The organism is Amycolatopsis sp. NPDC098790, from assembly GCF_044759945.1.
Classification (GTDB): Bacteria; Actinomycetota; Actinomycetes; order Mycobacteriales; family Pseudonocardiaceae; genus Amycolatopsis.
The window spans coordinates 494,531-511,908 of sequence record NZ_JBIWAI010000008.1 but is presented as its reverse complement, the minus strand read 5'-3'; the positions used below and the strand labels follow the sequence as shown (position 1 = coordinate 511,908).

General features: G+C 72.5%; 14 protein-coding genes. 4 read left to right on the top strand and 10 right to left on the bottom strand.

What is annotated here, in order from left to right:
* Positions 1-174 precede the first annotated feature (174 nt).
* On the bottom strand, positions 175-1,380 hold the full coding sequence (locus tag ACIQWX_RS45705; RefSeq protein ID WP_400885270.1) for a glycosyl hydrolase family 8: 1,206 nt from the start codon (positions 1,378-1,380) through the stop codon (positions 175-177).
* Between the two features lie 159 nt (positions 1,381-1,539).
* On the opposite strand from ACIQWX_RS45705, the gene ACIQWX_RS45700 reads away from it, so the two are divergent.
* A complete protein-coding gene (locus tag ACIQWX_RS45700; protein ID WP_400885268.1) occupies positions 1,540-1,935 on the top strand; it encodes a PPOX class F420-dependent oxidoreductase in 396 nt (131 codons plus the stop codon).
* Here ACIQWX_RS45700 and ACIQWX_RS45695 read toward each other — a convergent pair.
* The 3 genes from ACIQWX_RS45695 to ACIQWX_RS45685 all read right to left on the bottom strand — a co-directional run bounded on the left by ACIQWX_RS45695 (position 1,932) and on the right by ACIQWX_RS45685 (position 4,498).
* Entirely contained in the window at positions 1,932-2,471 is a 540-nt protein-coding gene (locus ACIQWX_RS45695; protein ID WP_400885266.1) for a TetR/AcrR family transcriptional regulator, read from the bottom strand. The genes ACIQWX_RS45700 and ACIQWX_RS45695 overlap by 4 nt on opposite strands.
* Positions 2,471-4,015 (bottom strand): long-chain fatty acid--CoA ligase, encoded by a 1,545-nt coding sequence (locus ACIQWX_RS45690; protein WP_400885263.1) that lies wholly within the window; start codon positions 4,013-4,015, stop codon positions 2,471-2,473. Before ACIQWX_RS45690 ends, ACIQWX_RS45695 begins: the two co-directional genes overlap by 1 nt.
* Before the next feature lie 120 nt (positions 4,016-4,135).
* On the bottom strand, positions 4,136-4,498 hold the full coding sequence (locus ACIQWX_RS45685) for a winged helix-turn-helix transcriptional regulator (protein WP_400885261.1): 363 nt from the start codon (positions 4,496-4,498) through the stop codon (positions 4,136-4,138).
* Between the two features lie 92 nt (positions 4,499-4,590).
* Here ACIQWX_RS45685 and ACIQWX_RS45680 point away from each other — a divergent pair, with 92 nt between their 5' ends.
* Positions 4,591-4,977 (top strand): RidA family protein, encoded by a 387-nt coding sequence (locus tag ACIQWX_RS45680; protein WP_400885258.1) that lies wholly within the window; start codon positions 4,591-4,593, stop codon positions 4,975-4,977.
* Here ACIQWX_RS45680 and ACIQWX_RS45675 read toward each other — a convergent pair.
* The 3 genes from ACIQWX_RS45675 to ACIQWX_RS45665 all read right to left on the bottom strand — a co-directional run bounded on the left by ACIQWX_RS45675 (position 4,974) and on the right by ACIQWX_RS45665 (position 9,048).
* Positions 4,974-6,176, bottom strand: coding sequence for a GTPase (locus tag ACIQWX_RS45675; RefSeq protein WP_400885256.1), 1,203 nt, complete (start codon positions 6,174-6,176; stop codon positions 4,974-4,976). The genes ACIQWX_RS45680 and ACIQWX_RS45675 overlap by 4 nt on opposite strands.
* On the bottom strand, positions 6,173-7,957 hold the full coding sequence (locus tag ACIQWX_RS45670) for an isoniazid inducible protein IniA (RefSeq protein WP_400885253.1): 1,785 nt from the start codon (positions 7,955-7,957) through the stop codon (positions 6,173-6,175). Before ACIQWX_RS45670 ends, ACIQWX_RS45675 begins: the two co-directional genes overlap by 4 nt.
* Before the next feature lie 101 nt (positions 7,958-8,058).
* Positions 8,059-9,048 carry an IniB N-terminal domain-containing protein gene (locus tag ACIQWX_RS45665; protein WP_400885251.1) on the bottom strand — a complete coding sequence of 330 codons (990 nt, stop codon included), beginning with the start codon at positions 9,046-9,048 and terminating at the stop codon, positions 8,059-8,061.
* 302 nt (positions 9,049-9,350) lie between these two features.
* On the opposite strand from ACIQWX_RS45665, the gene ACIQWX_RS45660 reads away from it, so the two are divergent.
* Together ACIQWX_RS45660 and ACIQWX_RS45655 are read left to right on the top strand one after the other, a co-directional pair.
* Entirely contained in the window at positions 9,351-10,481 is a 1,131-nt protein-coding gene (locus ACIQWX_RS45660; protein WP_400885249.1) for a molecular chaperone DnaK, read from the top strand.
* A complete protein-coding gene (locus ACIQWX_RS45655) occupies positions 10,478-12,880 on the top strand; it encodes a LuxR C-terminal-related transcriptional regulator (RefSeq protein WP_400885246.1) in 2,403 nt (800 codons plus the stop codon). The genes ACIQWX_RS45660 and ACIQWX_RS45655 overlap by 4 nt, the downstream gene beginning before the upstream one ends.
* 467 nt (positions 12,881-13,347) lie before the next feature.
* On the opposite strand, the gene ACIQWX_RS45650 is transcribed toward ACIQWX_RS45655, so the two are convergent.
* The 3 genes from ACIQWX_RS45650 to ACIQWX_RS45640 form a co-directional block, all read right to left on the bottom strand.
* Positions 13,348-15,975, bottom strand: coding sequence for a fibronectin type III domain-containing protein (locus ACIQWX_RS45650; protein WP_400885244.1), 2,628 nt, complete (start codon positions 15,973-15,975; stop codon positions 13,348-13,350).
* An 89-nt stretch (positions 15,976-16,064) separates the two neighbouring features.
* The gene (locus ACIQWX_RS45645) at positions 16,065-16,808 is read right to left on the bottom strand and encodes a ferredoxin reductase (RefSeq protein WP_400885242.1); all 744 of its coding nucleotides are present in this window, start codon (positions 16,806-16,808) and stop codon (positions 16,065-16,067) included.
* Positions 16,778-17,377 (bottom strand): sulfite oxidase-like oxidoreductase, encoded by a 600-nt coding sequence (locus ACIQWX_RS45640; RefSeq protein WP_400885240.1) that lies wholly within the window; start codon positions 17,375-17,377, stop codon positions 16,778-16,780. The genes ACIQWX_RS45645 and ACIQWX_RS45640 overlap by 31 nt, the downstream gene beginning before the upstream one ends.
* Position 17,378: the final 1 nt, after the last annotated feature.

Below are 17,378 nucleotides of genomic sequence, written 5' to 3'. Positions count from 1 at the left end.
CGCGAGCGCGTTCACCGGCACCGCCGCCACGGCCCGCGCCCAGTCCACCGGCGTGGGGGGGGGGGGGGGGGGCCCCCCCCCCCCCCCCCCCCCCCCCCCCCCCCCCCCCCGCCGGCTGAAAATCCCACGGGAGGGGCGGGGGAGGTCGGACCCGCCCCTCCGCGGCAGGAGTAGTTACGCGGCCACGTAGTTACCGCTCAATATCAACAGCACCTGGACCGTGATGCCCGTCCCGTAGTAGTCCGTCGCGTCCGGGGACCACGTCGAGACCGCCGTCCACAGTTTGTCCAGCCATGCCTGGCTGCCCGCGTCCGTCATCGCCGCCACCGCGAACGGGGCCGTGAAGCACGGGTGCTGGCCGCTCTCCGTCTTCGAGCCCGACAGCGAATACCCGCTCTGGATCTTCGCCGGGTCGCCGCCCGTTGCGGACTTGATCCACGTGTTCATTTTGCGGACCTGTGCCGCCGCCGCGCTGCCCGAGAAAGAAATGGCGTCCGCGCCCAGGCGCCACGGGTCTCGGCACGCGTTCCAGCTGTACTTTCCGTCGTACGGACCCTCCAAGAAGTCCGCCGGGGCCGGCTTGGGCGTCGAGTTCGTGTTGACCACGAAGTCCGGCAGCAGCCCCGTGTTCGGCGCGTACGACGACTGCAGCTGGCTCACCGCCGTCTCCGAACGGGTGCGGACCGACGTCCAGAAGCTGTCGCCGGTGGCCGTGGCGAACGCGCGCAGGTGCCCGGGCATCCAGTCCGACGAGCGCGAGCTGTTCTTGTACTCCGCGTCGTTGCCCCAGTCGCCGAGCAGCGTGAACTTCGTGGTGCCGTTGACCTCGGACTTCTTGATCGCGTTGATGATCCGGACGGCCTCGGCCTTGTAGTTGACCGAGCCCGCGCTACCCCACTTCTTGTCCGCGATCAGCAGGCCGTAGGCGATTTCGAGGTCGCCGTCGGTGGCGGAGTCGCTGCCGTTGACGCTCTTGCAGTTCGAATCCTGCTCGGCCGCGTGCAGGTCCTTGTTGTTGACCGACGGGTGCGCCTTCACGAACTTCAGGATCCCGTCGACGATCGCCCGGGCCTGCGGGTCCTTCTCGGCCATCATCGCCGAGATCGTCATGCCGTACCCCTCGCCCTCGGCGACGAAGGAGTGGTCGGCGTCCTTGGACAGCACGGCGTACGTGCCGCTGCCGCACTTGGTCGTCAGGAAGTTCTTCTTCCAGAAGTCGTAGTACTTCTGCAGCGCGGCATCCTGCGTGGCCTGCGAGGCGGACGGCCGCAGGGTCCCCGGCACGTACGGGGTGCCGGCCGCGGACGCGGTCGCCGGCACGCTCAGCAGCCCGGCGGCGAGCGCGGCCGTGGCCACCACCGCCCGGACGATTCTCTTCATCGGTCCTCCGTAAAGACAGTCATCGTTGGCTGCGGCGAGGGTGATCAGAGCGTGGCAGAAGGTTCAAGACCAGGTCAAGACTGTTAGGAAACTTTCCTTACTATGACCGTGAGTGGTCTCACGAGCGTTCCGCCACCCGGACGGACTAGCGTGGACCCCATGAAGATCGACGACCACGGCTCCGACTTCCGCGCGTTCTGGACCGAGCGACGGCTGGCCACCCTCACCACGGTCCGGCCGGACGGCACCCCGCACGTCGTCGCGGTCGGCGTGACCGTGGACTTCGAAGCCGGGATCGCGCGCGTGATCACGTTCGGCACGTCCGTCAAGGCCCGGATGATCCGCGCCGCGGGCGACGCCGGCGTTCCCGTCGCGGTCTGCCAGCTCGAAGGCCCGAAGTGGTCCACTTTGGAGGGACGCGCGGTGCTGCGCGACGACCCGGAGTCCGTGCGGGACGCGGAAAACCGCTACGCCGCGCGCTACCGGCAACCCAAGCCCAACCCGCAGCGGGTGGTCCTGGAGATCGCGATCACGCGGATCCTCGGCAACGCCTAAGCCCGTGAGTGCACCAGCCGGGTGTACTCCGCCAACAGTGTCGCGAGTTCGCTGTGCTCGCCCGCCGACGCCAGCTGCTGGTGCCCCACCAGCACCGCCATGCCCAGCGACGTCAGCGTCCGCGCCAGGTCGCCGTCGCCGACGATCCCCTTGACCACCGTCCCGACCGTCCGCAGCCGTGCCGAGTCGACGCGTTTCTGGGCCGCCCGCACGGTTTCGTCGTTCGCCGCCCACGCGCGGATGGCCGCCTCGGCCTCGTGCGGCAGCCCGAGCGTCAGGTCCATCAGCGCGGCGAAGTCCGCCGACGGCCCGCCGGTGCCGAAGTTCCGCGCGCGCAGGATCAGCACCTGCCGATTCTCCCAGTGCTCGAGGAGCCGCTCGACGAACCCCGGCCAGCCGCCGAAGTGGTGGTAGAACGAACCGCTCGTGACGCCGAGGGCGCGGCACAGCCGTCCGACGTTCAGCTCGGTGAACCCGTGCTCCGCCAGCACGTCCAGCGCGGCCTCGAAGTACGCCTGCCGCGTGACCGCGGGCATCAGACGTTCCGGTCCCGGTCCCGCCAGTACGGCTCGCGCAGCGAACGCTTGAGGATCTTGCCGGTCGCGTTGCGCGGCAACGCTTCCACGACGTCGACGCTGCGCGGGCACTTGTAGTGGGCCAGCCGCTCGCGGCAGAACTCCACCAGCTTGTCGGCGTCGAGCCCCTCGCCGGCGACGACGGCCTTGACCTGCTCGCCCCACCGGTCGTCCGGCACGCCGATCACGGCCACCTCGGTGACGCCGGGGAACTCCGCGACGACGCGCTCGACCTCCGGCGAGTACACGTTCTCGCCGCCGGTGATGATCATGTCCTTGACGCGGTCTTCGAGGAACAGGAACCCGCCGTCGTCGAGGCGCCCGACGTCGCCGGTGCGCACCCACCCGTCCACAATGGTCTCCGCGGTCGCCTCCGGCTTGCCGAGGTAACCGGCCATCTTCTGTTCGGTGCGAACCCAGACTTCGCCGACCTCGGCGTCGTCCTGCGTGACCGGGTCGACGATCCGGATGTCCACACCGGACAGTGCCGTGCCCGCCGACGCCAGCCGTTCGGGGCGCGACGCGTCCCGGTGCGCCTCCGGGTCGAGCGCGGTGACCGCGCCGGACAGCTCGGTCATGCCGTAGACCTGCGCGAACCGGACGTCCGGCCAGGCCGCGAGCACCGTGCGCAGCAAGGGAAGCGGCATCGGCGACGCGCCGTAGCAGAGGTACTTCAGCCGCGAGAACGCCTTGAGCGCGGCCTCGCCGCCCTGCGCGATCCCGGCGACGACGGCGGGGACGAGGAAGGCGTGCGTGATCCCGGCCTGCAGCGCGGCGAACAGCGACGCCGCGTCCGGCTCGCGCGTCAGGTAGGACGGTTCGCCGTAGAGGAACCCGGAAACGGCGTAGCAGCTGCCGCCGACGTGGAACAGCGGCATCGCGACGAGGTTGACGTCGCCGGGGCCGATCGGGAACGCGGTGCCGGCGGCGAGGCCGTGCGCGATGACGCTGTGGTGGGTCAGCACCGCGCCCTTGGGGAAGCCGGTGGTGCCGCTGGTGTACATGATGAGGACGCCGTCGTCTGCGTCCACATCGGACGCGGTGCGCGGCGCCGCACCGGCCAGGAAGGCCTCGTATTCGTCGTGTTCGCCGCCGACGACGACCACGCGTTCGAGGGCGGGCAGCCGGTCGCGGACGGCGTCGAGCGCGGGTACGAGTTCGGCGCCGACGAAGACGACCTTCGCGCCGGCGTCCTCGAGGACGTAGGCGAGTTCGTCACCGGAGAGCCGCCAGTTGACCACGGCGTTCGCGGCCCCGACCCCGGCGGCCGCGAAGGTGGTTTCCAAGCAGGCGGGGTGGTTCTTGTCGACGAAGGCGACCCGGTCGCCCTTGCCGACCCCGGCCGTCGCGAGCGCACCCGACAGCCGCCGGACGCGCTCGTCGAACTCCGCCCAGGTCCACCGCCGGTCGCCGAAGATGAGCGCGGTGTCGCCGGGCCGTTCCCGGGCCCAGTGCGCGAGGAGCTCGCCGAACAACCGGACGCGGGGGCGGACGTCTTCGGGCATCAGAGGACTCCTCGGGCCGGCGCTGGACCATAGACCGATCTATGGTGCGGCGGGCGCAACCGGGAGTCAACACCGGACAGCGATGACCCGGATGCCCGGATTGCCGGTTTCTTCTTGCCGTCAGGCTTCGAACCGGCGCCGGGCCGTCTCGATGTCGCCGAGGAACCGCTGCGTCCACCCGCACATGGCGTCGACGGTCGCGCGCAGCCCCTGCCCTGGCGAGGTGAGGGTGTACTCGACCCGCGGCGGCACGGTCGGGTGCACCTCGCGTTCGACGAGGCCGTTGCGCTCCAGCATGCGCAGGTTCTGGGTGAGCATCTTGTGGCTGATGCCTTCGACCGCGTCGCGCAGCTCACTGAAGCGCAGGGTGCGGTCGCCGAGGGTCTCGATGATGAGGAACGCCCACTTGTTGGCGACGTCGGAGAAGATCTCGCGCGCCAGGGAATCCGCGCGGGAGAGGTCCGCGTCCTGCTTGGTCACCATCTGGTTCCCCCGTCACCGAAAAGTGCCTTCTTCCGCATGGTCCAACACTCTCCTATGGTTCCTGAGTAACGACAAGAGACCACGGAGGAAAAGTGGCCGTCACCCTGATCAATGCCCCGGAACTGCCCGAGATCGACGTGTACCACCAGGTGGCGATCGCGTCGGGGACGAAGCTCGTCTTCGTCGCCGGGCAGGTCGCCTGGGACACCGAGCCCGACCTCGCCGCGCAGGTCGAGCAGTGCTACGTCAACGTCGCCACGGCCCTGTCCGCGGCCGGCGGTTCCTTCGGCGACGTCGCGAAACTGACCTGCTACGTCGTCGACTGGACACCGGACAAGATGCCCGACCTGCTCGCCGGGATCGCGCGCGCCGCCGAAAAGCTGGGCACCACCGCCAAACCGCCGGCCACCCTCATCGGCGTCGCGGCGCTGGACGTGCCCGAGCACTTGGTCGAGGTCGAAGCCACCGCGGTCCTCTAAGCGAACAGCGCCAGCAGCCCCTCGGTCGACCGCACCACCACGTGCGCCGCGGTTCGCTCGGCGTGCGGCTTGTCCGGCCTCTCCGCCTCGTGCCGCCAGCGGCGCAGCGCGTCCAAGCCCGCGTCGTAGATGTCGCCCGGGTCCGCGTCCGGCTCCAGCCCCAGCCGGTCCGCCGGGGACGTGCCCTGTGCGCCCAGCAGCCGGATCGCCTCTTCCGCGGGCTCGCCGGACAACGCCGTGCGGCCGCCCGTGATGTCCGCGATCAAGCGCAGCTCGCGGAAGTCGTGCGCCGCCGCCGCGAAACGCTCGACCCGGGACACCAGGCGGTCGCCGCCCGGGCGGGGCTGGGCCGCCAGCAGCGCCTCCAGGCGGATGACCGCCGTGCGTGCCTTCAACGCCTCCGCCCGCGCCACGAAACACCCCGCCAGGGTGTCCCGCAGTTCACCGAGACCGCTGCGGCGCACCAGTTCCGCCGACAGCTTGAGCCGGTCGTCGCAGCCGGTGCGGATCAGCGTCAGCGCCAGACGGACGCCGAACACGCCGAACCGGACCACCAGCGAGCGCCGCGTCTCGACCGGGATCGGGCCGGGGAACGCCGGGTCGGTGAACGAGTCCACCGACAACACGTGCCGTTCCAGCTCCTCGCGCGGCACCGCGGCGAACGCGGCGAGCAGGTCGAACTCGTCGTCGCGCAGCGAGCGCCCCCCGTACGCCAGCTGGCCCGCGACCGCGATCACGCCCAGGAACCCCGTGCACAGCGGGTCTTCGCGCCACGCCCGGCGCGCGAGCTGCTTCGCGGTCAGCAACGCGTCGATCCGGCCCGCGCCGACCTCGTCGGCCCGCGACAGCACCAGGACCGAGTTGACCGCGCTCTGCCGCGCGAACGGCGACCCGCCCGGTGCGTGCGCCGCCGCGAGCTCGTCCGGCTCGAGGTGCCGCACCAGCCGGACGGTCGCGTCCGGGAAGTCGCCTGCCGGGCCCGGGTCGTCGAGCAGCACGAGGTCGCGCAGCGCCCGCGTCGGCCATTCGCCGAGCGCGGCGGCGAGGGTCGTCTTGCCCGACGACGGCGCCCCCGTGAACGCGACGCGCAGCGGCTGCTCCAGCCGGTCGAGGCAGTCGTGCAGCAACGCCGAAGCACGCGGGTCGTCGCGGTAGAGCCCGGCCGCGGCGTGCAGCAGGTCGCGGACGTCCTGGGTCACGCCGAAAGCTCCCGCCGCTTCCGGCCGGCGATCGTGCCGAGCTCGCCCGCGCGCTGGTGCAGGCCGGCCAGCCGGTCGATCTCGCGTCTGATGTGGACGGTCCGCCGCTCGCGTTCCGCGGAGCCGGCCATGATCGTCTCGCGTTCGCGCGTCAGCTCGTCCGCGAGGTCTTCGGCCAGGCCGGTGAAGTGGTCGCGCAGCCGCCGCTGCACGACGCGGATCGCGTCGCGGCTTTCCTTGCTGAACCGCAGGAAGACGTCGTCGACGTGCCGTTGCGCGGCCTGCTTGGCGACGGCCTGGCGACGCTGCAGCCGCATCCCGCCCTCGTCGCGGATCGTCTTCACCGCGAACGCCGCGCCGGCGCTGATCGAGACCGGGTTGATCAGCGGCAGGCCGAGCCACGGCAGGCTCGTCACCAGACCGAACATCAGCACGCCGCCGTAGGAACCGCGCAAGCCGGTGAAGGCCTGCTGGCCGATCTTGAACTTCTCGATCTTCGGCCGCCGGACGTCGTCGAGGTGGTCGATGCCCGAGCCGTCGAGCGGCAGGTCGGGCAGCGCGTGGTCGTACTGCGCGCCGAAGCACGCCGCGACCGCCTGCGCGGTCCACTGCGCCCGTTCGGTCAGCCACGCGTAGTTCGTCTCGATCGCTTCGGCCAGCGAATTGTCCAGCCACGGCGCGAATTCGTCCCAGACCTTCGCCGGGTCGCCCTCGTCGAAGGTCTGGTCGATGGTGTTGACGATCTTGCGCGTCCGCTCGCGCAGGTCGTACTCGACGTCACCCATGAGGTCGGCGATTTCGTCGGAAAGCAGGTTCTGCCACCGGGTGTTCTGCCGCCGCAGGTCGTCGGCCCGGCGTTGCGCGCGCTGCAGCAGCGCGGCCTGGCCGAGCCCGGCGTCCTGCCCCGCAGCCTCGACGCGGTCGCGCAGCGACTCGACCAGCTCCGCGGCGGCGGCGCGGACCCCGACGGCGGCGAGCAGCGCGCGGGACTGCTCCGGCGGCCGCGCGGCCTGTTCGGCGATCCACGTGAGCAGCTCGGGGAAGCCCGAACGCGCGTTGAGCTCGGCGTCGCCCGCCTTCGCGGCGGCTTGGCGCACGACGGCGGAAACCGGCAGGACCGGCGCGTCGATCCCGGCCTCGGCGAGCATCCCGCGGTTGCGCTCGGCGACCGCGCGCCACCCCGGGGAAGCGTCGATCTTGGTCAGCGCCAGCACGACGTGCGGGCACCACGTGCGCACATGCCGGGCGAGCGCGAGCTCGGCCGCGGTGAGCGGCGCGGTCGCGTCGGAGACGAGGATGATGGCGTCCGCTTCGGCGAGCAGGTCGAGCGCCGCGGCGGTGCGCGGCGACCGCGGGTCGCCGACCGGCGGGGTGTCGACCAGGACGAGACCGGCGGAAAGCAACTCGCGCGGCACGCCGACCTCGACGCGGCTGAGCGTGCCGGCGGGCCGGGCGCCGAGTTCACCGCTGAGCCGTTCGACCGCGACGGGGGTCCGTTCGCGGGAGCGGCCGACCAGGGTGGCGGCGGGTTCGGCGGCGTAGCCGATTTCGGTGGGGACCTCGGGGGTGGCGGCGTCGCCGACCGCGCACACGGGCGCGTTCAGCACCGCGTTGAGCAGGTATCCCTTGCCCTGTTTGGGGAAGCCGAGGACGCCGAGGCGGATCTGCCCCTCGGGCGCGTCCCGACGTCTGCGGAGGCGCTCGGCGAGATCGGCGCGGCCGTGCGTGCGGCACGCGTCCAGCGTCTCGTTGAGCACTTCGAGCCAAGCCGGTGCGGTCACAGCGGACGAGTGTCCCCGGTTTACTCCCCGTGCGCACACCGGGTGCCCGTCCCGCGGCTGCACCCAGACCGCGGGACGGGCACCGGTGACCGGTTCGGGGATCAGTGCCCGAGGTGGATGTCGTTCGACGCGATGTCACCGATGTGCAGGTTGCCCAGCGCGTTGTGGCTGACGTCCGCCACGTCGGAGACCACGTCGTGGACGGCGGTGCCGGCGCTGTTGCCGCTGGCGATGTCGCCGACGGCACCCGCGACGTTGTGGTCCACGTTGATGCCGGTGGCGTTCGTCACGACGCCGGTGACGTCGCCGACGTTGTGCGAGATCTCGCCGGTGACGTGCTTCACGTCGAGGTCGGCCGCACCCTTGATGATGCCGGTGAAGTCGCCGATGTGGCCGGTGACGTTGCCGGCCAGGTCGCCGACGCCGAGGCCGCTGGTGACGTCGTGGACGTCGGTGGTGACCTCGTGGACCTGCGCGTTGGCCAGGCCGACGGCCTGGTGCGCCTGGTCGACGACGCCGCCGACGGCCTGGTAGCCCTGGTCCACGGCACCGGCGACGACACCGTCGTTGGCGTCGGTCAGGTACGCCGGGGCGGCGGTCAGGTTGGTCAGCGCGGCCGAGTCGAGGCCGTTCGCCAGGTCGCCGCCCAGCACGTTGCCGGCCAGCGCGGTCACGTTGCCGACGTTGGTGAGGTCGTTCACGCCCGGGAGCGCGCCGACCGCGGGCAGCTGGCCCACGGCGGGCAGCTCGCCGACGCCGAGGTCGCCGACGCCCGGCAGCTCCGGGACGGCCGGCAGGCCGAGGCCCGCGGTGAGGGCGGTGAGCTGGTCGATCGCGCCCTGGATGCCGGGGGCGTCGGTGCCGACCGGCAGCAGGTCGCCGACGCCGGGGAGGCCACCGACGGCCGGGAGGCTGTCGACCGGGACGAAGTCGAGCACCAGCGGGATGACCTCGTGCACGTCGGCGGCGCTGACGTCGCCGAGACCGGCGGCGGCGAGGACGCCCTGCGGGTCCGTCCCGAAGGCCGCGAGGGCGGTCGGGTCGTTGAGCAGGTTCAGAGCGAAGTCGTGCAACGTCTGCACGGAGTCCATGGGGATTTCTCCTGGTCCGGTGGTTCGGGGGACAGCATCGGCCGCAGGGACCGCTGCTCCGACATCAAGCTAGGGATCCGGTCCCCCCACGCACATCGGGGATCACTCCGAGTTGCGGGCCAGTCAGCCGATAGGGGATCGATATGTCATCGTTAGGGAGTTAGGGGCTCATCCGAGACGCACTCAGTTGGGTTAAATCCCTCCAACCACTTGCTTGACTAACCCGTTTGGGTGAGGATGCCCCGAGCCCTAGGGGGATTCCGCGCCCCCGATCGGCCCCGCGAGGTGAGGAGGAAGCGCCGTTGCCCTACGTCCTCGGGATCGATGTGGCACAGGGGCGGACCCACGCCGCGACCTGCCGTCGTCAAGGCCCCGGCTGGGGCGAGCCCGAACCCCTCTGGCTGGGTGAACGAACCCCGGCCGCCGCGTCCGCGCTGTTCCTGGACGACGAGGGGTACCTGCTGACGGGCGACGCGGCCGCGCAGGCGGGTGCCCGGGTCCCGTCCCGGCTGCTCACCGGCTTCCACCGGCGGATCGGCGACGACGTGCCGATGCTCGTCGAAGGCGAGCCGTTCCCGCCCGAGACGCTGACCACCGTGCTCGTCGAAGGCATCGCCGAGCACGCCGCGAACCTGCTCGGCGGCCCCCCGCGGCACCTGGTGCTGACCCACCCCGCGGACTGGGGCGGCTACCGGCGTGACGTGCTGCGCCGCGCACTGGCCGACGCCGGGTTCACCGCGGTCACCCTGGTCCCCGGCTCGGTCGCGGCGCTCGGGGCGCACCTGCCCGTCCCGGGTCCCGGCGCGCAGTTCGCCGGGGTGTGCGAGTTCGGCGCCGACGGCGTGAACGTCACGCTGGCCACGGCCACCGGCGCGAGCGGGTGGCAGCCCGCGTCCGGTGCCGAAGGCGTCGCCCCGGCCGCGGCGCTCAGCACGCTGTTCGCCCTCGCCGGCGCGGCTTCGACGTCCCCCAAGGGGCTCGCCGGCGTGGTGTTCTGCGGCGACGTCCCGCCGCACGCGCTGCCGGCCCGGCCGCCGTGCCCGGTGTTCGCGGGACCGGTTCCGCCGGCGGCCGCCGCCCTCGGCGCGGCCGCCCTCGCGGCGCTGCGCGCGGACCACCGGGGTACCCCGCACGAACCCCCCGCCGTCGAGACCACCCTGCTCCCCCAGGTGGACACGCTCGGTGACCTCGGCGAGCGGCCGCCCCGGCCGCCGGTCGACATCACGCCGTTCGAACTGCCCGAGCGCGCCACCCCGCTCAACCTGTTCCGGCGGCGGCGCCCCCTCGCCGCCGCGGTCCTCGTGGTCGCGGCGGCCATCTCCGCCGTCGTGATCACCCTCACCGCCCGCGAAGCCACCGCCGGCCCCGACACCTCCCCCGCCCCGAGCCACTGCGCCGGTCCCGGCGCCCCCTCCGGTGAAGGTCACTGTTGAACACTCTGCTCACGCAGGTCTCCCCGCTCGTCCCCGTGCACCCGGCGGCCCGGCAGCTGCTCGACCAGGTCGCGGCCGCCCCGGCCGCGCCGCTGCGGCTCGCCGTCGTCGCGCCCGGCGGGTACGGCAAGAGCGTGCTGCTCGCCGCGCTCGACCGCTGCTACCGCGAAGCCGGCGTCGAAGCCCTGCTCGTCGACGACGCCGACCGGCTGGCGCCCGACCAGCTCGAGGAGCTGCTCACCGGCGCCGACGGGCCGATCGTCGTCGCGCACCGGCCGGCCCCGGTGTCGGCGACCTGGACGCTGCTGCAGCTCGGCCCGCTCGGCGTCGAGGACGTCGCGCGGCTCATCACGGTCGTGACGGGTGCGCCCGCCGATCCCGCCGCGGCGGCCGAGCTGCACGCGCGCAGCGGCGGCGTGCCCCGGCTGGCCGAGCGGGAGCTGCTCAGGCGGCTGGAAGACTTCCGGCCGGAGCTGGACGAGCTCGACGACGACGTCCTGCGCTACCTGATCGCGGCCGAAGCCGGGGCGGGGCGCAACCTCGACCTGCTGTGCGCGCTGCTGGACCGCGGCCCCGACCGGCTGCCCGCGATCGTCGACGCCGCCCGCGCGACCGGGCTGCTCGGCCCGGACGACACGCTGCCGCCGCTGGCCGCGGCCGCCGTCCGCGACTACGGGCCGCCCGCGCGCCGGCTGACGACGGTGCAGCGGCTGGTCGAACTGCAGCTGGCGAACGGCCTGCCCGTGCTCGACCTGGCCCGGTCGCTGCTCGGCACCGGCAGCTCGGGCGCGTCCGCCGCGGCCGCGTTCGCCGCCGCGGCCGCCGAAGCCCTGCCGTCGGACGCCGAGCTGGCGACGCGGTTGTTCGAGGCGGCCGCCGAAGCGGGCGACCGCTCGTCGGCCGTCACGACGGGCTGGGCACGCGCGACGGCGCTTTCGGGCGACCTCGACACGGCGTTGCGCCTCGGCGACGGCATGCTCGGCGACCCGGACGCGGGCACCCGCGCGGCCGGCGCGGCGATCGCGGCGACCGTGCTGGCGCACCGCGGCGAGCTGGCCCGCAGCGCGGAGCTCTACCACTGGGCGTCCCGCACTTCTCCGGACGGCGCGGGCGCCTGGGCCGGGGCCGACGCGTTCGCGGCGATCGCGTTGGTCGGCACCGGCGACCGGGCGGGCGCCCAGCGGCTGCTCGACTCCCCCGCCCCCGGCGTGGCGCCGACGTTGTTCGCCGGCGCGGCGACCCGGATGGCCCGCGGCATAGCGGATTCGGTGGACGGCTGCGCGACGGAGACGTTGTCGACGCTGCTCGGTGCGGCGGCGATGCTGGAGCCGGCCCTGGGCGGCACGCTGCTGCCGGACAGCCCGGCGGCGCTCGCCGCGCTGGCCGCGCTGCACACGGGGGAACTGGCGCTGGCGGAGTCGGTGCTGACGCGAGCCCTCGACAGCGGCATCGGCGGCGACCTCCTGGCGGTCCGCCACCGCCTGCTGCTGGGCTGGGTGGCGATGACGGCGGGCGACCTCGCGACGGCGGCCGAGCACCGCGACGCCGTGGCCGGTAGACCGTTGGAGGCCCGCGACGAGCTGTTCTTCGCGACGCTGGAGCTGGGCCTGGCGCGGCGGGCGAGCGACCTCGTCGGGCTGCAGCGGTCGTGGAACCGCGCGTACCAGGCGTCGATGCGCCAGCAGACGGACCTGTTCGGCCTGCTGCCCCTGGGCGAGCTGGCGATCGCGGCGGCCCGCACGGGGGCGTTCGCGAAGATCTCGGGCCAGCTGGAACGCGCGCACGCACTCTTGGCCCGCCTCGGCGAGCCTCCACTGTGGACGGTCTCACTGGTGTGGCACGAGCTGCACGCGGCGATCACGCTGGAGGACGCGGAAGCGGCGAAGGCGCACTTGGCGACGTTGGCGACGCACGCGCACTGCGGCCGCTACCCGAGCGCGCTGGCGACGGCGGCCCGGTGCTGGCTGTCGGTGCTGGGCGGCCAGTTCGAGCCGGACACGATTTCCGCAGCGGCGGCGGAGATGCACGACCTGGGGTTGCGCTGGGACGCGGCCCGGCTGGCGGGCCAGGCGGCGATCCGCACGTCCGACCGCAAGGCGATGGTCCAGCTCCTGGAGGCGGCCCGCCAGTTCCAGGGAACGGCGGCCCGCCGCGAGCCGGGAACAACGGAACCGGCGTCGGCGGGGACGGGCTTGGCGGCGTTGAGCGAGCGCGAGCTGGAGGTGGCCCGGTTGGTGGTGGAAGGGCTGACGTACAAGCAGGCGGGGTCGAAGCTGTTCATTTCCGGGAAGACGGTGGAGCACCACATGGCCCGGATCCGCGGGAAGCTGGGGGCGGCGGACCGGCGGGAGCTGCTCGCTACGTTGCGCGAGCTGCTTTCCCGGCCGGACGCCCCCTAGCTTTCAGGCCGCCGTCGTCGCGTTCCCGGCCCGACGCCACTTCGCGTCCTGTCAGGCGGACGCGGTCGTCGCGTTCCCGCGATGACCTTCCGCGTCGCTGGCGTAGTTCGCCGTGCCTCACGGGCTTCCGTACGCGGCCCGCACCTTCTTCGGCGCATGTTTCGGCGCCTCAAACCGGTTGGGGAGCGGCTCGTAGCTCAGCATCGGCAAAGTTCCCTGGGAACCGGCGCGAGCTGCTCGCGACGCTGCGGGAGGTGCTTTCCCGGCCGGACGCCCCCTAAGCAGCCCCCGCCCTCCCTGGGGGCCGGCCCCGCTTCCAGCGTATCGGGGGTGCCCGACGAAAAGCTCATGAAGACCGCCGGCCGGGCTGCTTTGTCCACATCACGGTTGGGCTGTGCACAACTCGACTCGCGGCGGCCTCCCGTGCGTTGCGCGCCGGCGGCCGCCGTGAGGTGTGAGGAATCCGGTCAGGCGGCCGCCGTCGTGGTGGTGAACGTGGCTGCTGGGCCGGTTCCCGTTGCCGTTACCGCTGACACCGTGAACGTGTACGTCGTTGCCGGGTTCAGGTTGTTCACCACCCTTGTCATGCCCTTGATCGTCGGCTGGGTCACCAGTGCGTCGCGGCCCTCCACCCTGATCGTGCGGCCGTCGGACACCGTGATCGTGTAGCCCAGGACCGGGGTGTCGCCCGTGGCCGCCGGTGGGTTCCAGCGGATCGAAGCCGCCGTGGTGCTCGGCAATGCCCGGGCGCTCGTTGGGGCTCCCGGTAGCGCTCCCGGCTTCGGGCCCGGCGTTACCGGGGCCGCTGGCAGGGACGGTTCGCTTGTGCCGTACGCATTGCGCGCCGCGACCGTTACCGTGTACGGCGTCCCGTCCGTCAGGCCCGGGACCTCTGCGTACGCGCGCTTCGCGAAGTCGGCCGCCGAAATCGTTGCCGAGAAAGTCCGGCCGCCGCCGGTGGCCGTTACCACGTAGGTTGTCACCGGGCTGTTGTTGAACGCGTACGTCGGGTTCCACGTCGCGTACAGCTTGCCCGCGACCGCGAACGTGCCCACTCGCGACGGGGCTTCGGCCGGGGCCGGGCCGCCCACCCGGCGGGTGAGGAGACCGCGGTACGCCGGTTCAAGGCCCGCGTTCGCGACGATCGCTGCCGGCGCGTCGGACGGGCTGGCCAGGAGCTTGTTGCCGCGCGTGATCGCGCCCTTGTCCACCTTGTCGCGGTCGCCCTGCTCCCAGTAGTTGCCCTCCGTCAGTGTCGGGTCGTTGTTGCCGAGGCCGTCGCGGTAGTCGACGTGCACCGTGCCGACGTTCGCGTATGCCATGTCGTACAACACGTTGCCGCGGATCGTCTCGTACGTGTTGCCGTTGTCGGTGTAGACGCCCTTGCCCAGCCCCCACTGGCCGTGGATCACGTTGCCCGTGACCTTCTCGCCGTCGTCGAGGGAAGTGCCGGTGATGCCCTGGGTGTAGATGCCGCCGCCGTCGTCGAGCATCAGCATGTAGTCGAAGATCAGGTTGTCCGAGACGGTGTTGTCGTGCGAAAGGTTCGGCGTCGCCGGCTGCTTGATCTTGTCCGGCCAGCCACCCCAGCCGACGGAGATCGCCGAGTAGCCGACGTGGTCGATCTGGTTGTGGGACAGGGTGTTCCGCACGGTGTAGCCGTTGACGATCGGCACGCCGCCGTGGAATTCCCTTGGCAGGCCGTAGAGGTGGTTGTCGGTCACCGCGATGTCGCGCACGACGTCGGCGTCGGTGTCCGTGGTCGGTTTGTCGACTCCGCCGAGCTGGACGCCGTTGCCCGAGATGTCGGTGAAGATGTCGCCGCGAACCTGGGATTCCTTCGTGCCGTCGATGAGGTCCAGCCCGGCGCCGCCGAGGTGGGCGAAGACGCTGTCGCTGAACTCGACGCGTTGCCCGTGCGACACCGAGACGTTCGCGGGCTCGCGCGTCCACGACGCGTACGGGCAGGTGCCGCCGGGCACGAACTGGCAGAGCCCCTGCGTGGCCCAGCCGTTCGCGCCGGTGATCGTGTAGCCCGCCTGGATCTCGGAAAAGCCCTCCGGCGACGACGGCGTCAGCCACGTCGCGTACGAGTAGCGCAACCCGCGGAAGGCGACGTCGTGGATCCCCCGCGCGTCGACGAGCTTTTCCAGCACCGGCACCTCGACGTCGGCGCGGCGCAGGTCCTGGCCCGGCTTCGGCAGGTAGTAGACGACGTGGGCGGACCGGTCGAGGTACCACTCGCCCGGGGTGTCGAGCAGCTCGAAGGCGTTTTCCGCGTAGGTCGGGTGGCGGCCGTTGGTGAGGTCGGCCGGGCCGACCATGTTGACGCTGCGGCCGGGGATGTCCGGGAAGAGCACGCGTTTGGTCGAGTTGTCCCAGCACGGCTGGGCCATGGTGATGGTCGTGCCCTCGGCCGCCGCGAGCGGGCAGCGCGGCTCGGTCCACTGGCCGAGGCCGTCGCGCTGGATGTTCCACAGTGCTTCGCCGGCGGTGTAGACGAACTCGATGTCCTGGGGGTTGCGCCAGTGCGCGAGGGTGTCGGCGCTCGCGGTGTAGCCGGTGGCGGTGGCCTTGACGGTCACCGGCAGCGGGCCGCGAGCGCGTTGTTCGCGGACGCCGTCGACGTACAGCTGCCGGGTGTTGTCGAGTCCTCGGGGAGCGGCCGCCGCGAACAGGCCGGGACGGCCCGGGACCGGCCGCCAGCCGGTGACGCGCACGCCGCCGTTCAGCTCGGTGTCGCCGCTGCCGCTGCCCTGCCAGATGACGCGGTGGCCGTTGCCGCCCGAGTCCCGGGCGTCGAGGCGCAGCGGCTCGGTCAGCCGGAAGACGCCGGGCGCGAGGTGCACGGTGAGGTCGCGCGTCAGGTGCGGCGCGCGTTGGCGCACGAGGTCGCGCGCCTTGCCGAGGGTCCGCACGGGCCGGTGCGCGGTGCCCGGGGCGTGGTCGGAGCCGGTCGGCGAGACGTAGACGTCCCGATCGGCGGAGTCCGGCTCCGCGGCGGCGGCCGGGCCGGTCGCGGCGAGCAGCGCGCCCGCCCCCAGGAGAACGGTCACCACGGTGCGGCGCCGCTTCGAGCCGTGCTTCGTCAGCATGGGACGAAACATAGGATCTCTTCGCCGCAATGTCGACAAGTTCCCGCTCAGCGGGGCGCGTTGTCACCTATTCATCAGATGGGTGTCCGTCAGTCGCGGCTGGGACCGAACCGTTCCGTGCGGATCCGGTGCGGGTCGTGGCCGAGGGCGACCAGGATGTCGGCCACCGTCTCGACGAAGCCCGTCGGACCGCAGACGAAGCACGACGCCCCGAACTCCGCCGGCCAGCCCGCCGTGTTGATCGTGGCCACGTCGATGCGCCGCGGGATACCGGGGCGCCCCTCCGGCAGCTCGCGCGTGTAGACGTAGGTGATGTCCAGCCCCGCGACCGGCGTGCGCAGCTCGTCGGCGTAGTACTGCTCGGCCGGGGTGCGCAGCGAGTAGATCAGCTTGAACGGCGTCCGGACGCCGGCCGCCCGGCGGGCGCGGACCATCGCCATCAGCGGCACGATGCCCGAGCCGCCCGCGACGAGCAGGACCGGCTCGGGGTCCGTCGGGCGCCAGACGAACCAGCCCCCGACGGGGCCGCGGATCTCGACGGGGTCGCCGACCGCGTACGGACCGGTCAGGTGCTCGGACACCTCACCGTCGGCGACGCGCTGGACGGTCAGCTCGACCCGGTCGCCGTCGGCGGGCGCGGCGAGCGAGTAGCTGCGCTGCGCGCGGTAGCCGTCGGCGGCGGTCAGCCGGACGTCCACGTGCTGGCCGGCCAGGTGCCCCGGCCAGCCGGGCAGGTCGAAGACGAGCGTGCGGGCCGTCGGGGTCTCGTCGCGGATTTCGGCCAGGCGGGCGACCCGCCAGGCTAGTCGCCCTGATACCGCTGTTCGCGCCATGGATCCCCGTAGTCGTGGTAGCCGACGTTCTCCCAGAAGCCGGGCTCGTCCCGGGTCTTCAGCTCCAGACCGCGCACCCACTTCGCGGACTTCCAGAAGTACAGGTGCGGCACGAGCAGCCGCGCCGGGCCGCCGTGCTCGGGCGTCAGCGGCCGGCCGCCGTACTCGTAGGCGATCCAGGCCTGGCCGTCGAGCAGGTCGGCGAGCGGCAGGTTCGTCGTGTAGCCGCCGTAGGAGTGCACCATGACGTAGTCGGCGGCGGTGTCGAGCCCGCCGACCAGCGTGTCCACCGCGACGCCGCGCCAGCGGGTGTCCAGTTTGGACCACTGGGTGACGCAGTGGATGTCCACTGTGGGCTTCTCGCTGGGCAGGGCCATCAGCTCGGCCCAGTTCCAGGAGTGCTTCTCGCCGGCTTCGGTGGTGACCGTGAACTCCCACGTCTCGGTGCGCACGCGCGGAGTCGGCCCGGCCGACAGCACGGGGAAGTCCTCGGCGAGGTACTGCCCGGGTGGCAGGCGCGGGTTGCCGCTGCGGGCCCGGCCGCGGAACCCCGGAGTCACGACGCCCATG

Bases quoted from the DNA above. Each gene is read 5' to 3' on its own strand.
- ACIQWX_RS45705 (WP_400885270.1), bottom strand. From the start codon at position 1,380: ATGAAGAGAATCGTCCGGGCGGTGGTGGCCACGGCCGCGCTCGCCGCC.
- ACIQWX_RS45700 (WP_400885268.1), top strand. From the start codon at position 1,540: ATGAAGATCGACGACCACGGCTCCGACTTCCGCGCGTTCTGGACCGAG.
- ACIQWX_RS45695 (WP_400885266.1), bottom strand. From the start codon at position 2,471: ATGCCCGCGGTCACGCGGCAGGCGTACTTCGAGGCCGCGCTGGACGTG.
- ACIQWX_RS45690 (WP_400885263.1), bottom strand. From the start codon at position 4,015: ATGCCCGAAGACGTCCGCCCCCGCGTCCGGTTGTTCGGCGAGCTCCTC.
- ACIQWX_RS45685 (WP_400885261.1), bottom strand. From the start codon at position 4,498: ATGGTGACCAAGCAGGACGCGGACCTCTCCCGCGCGGATTCCCTGGCG.
- ACIQWX_RS45665 (WP_400885251.1), bottom strand. From the start codon at position 9,048: ATGGACTCCGTGCAGACGTTGCACGACTTCGCTCTGAACCTGCTCAAC.
- ACIQWX_RS45650 (WP_400885244.1), bottom strand. From the start codon at position 15,975: ATGCTGACGAAGCACGGCTCGAAGCGGCGCCGCACCGTGGTGACCGTT.
- ACIQWX_RS45645 (WP_400885242.1), bottom strand. From the start codon at position 16,808: ATGGCGCGAACAGCGGTATCAGGGCGACTAGCCTGGCGGGTCGCCCGC.
- ACIQWX_RS45640 (WP_400885240.1), bottom strand. From the start codon at position 17,377: ATGGGCGTCGTGACTCCGGGGTTCCGCGGCCGGGCCCGCAGCGGCAAC.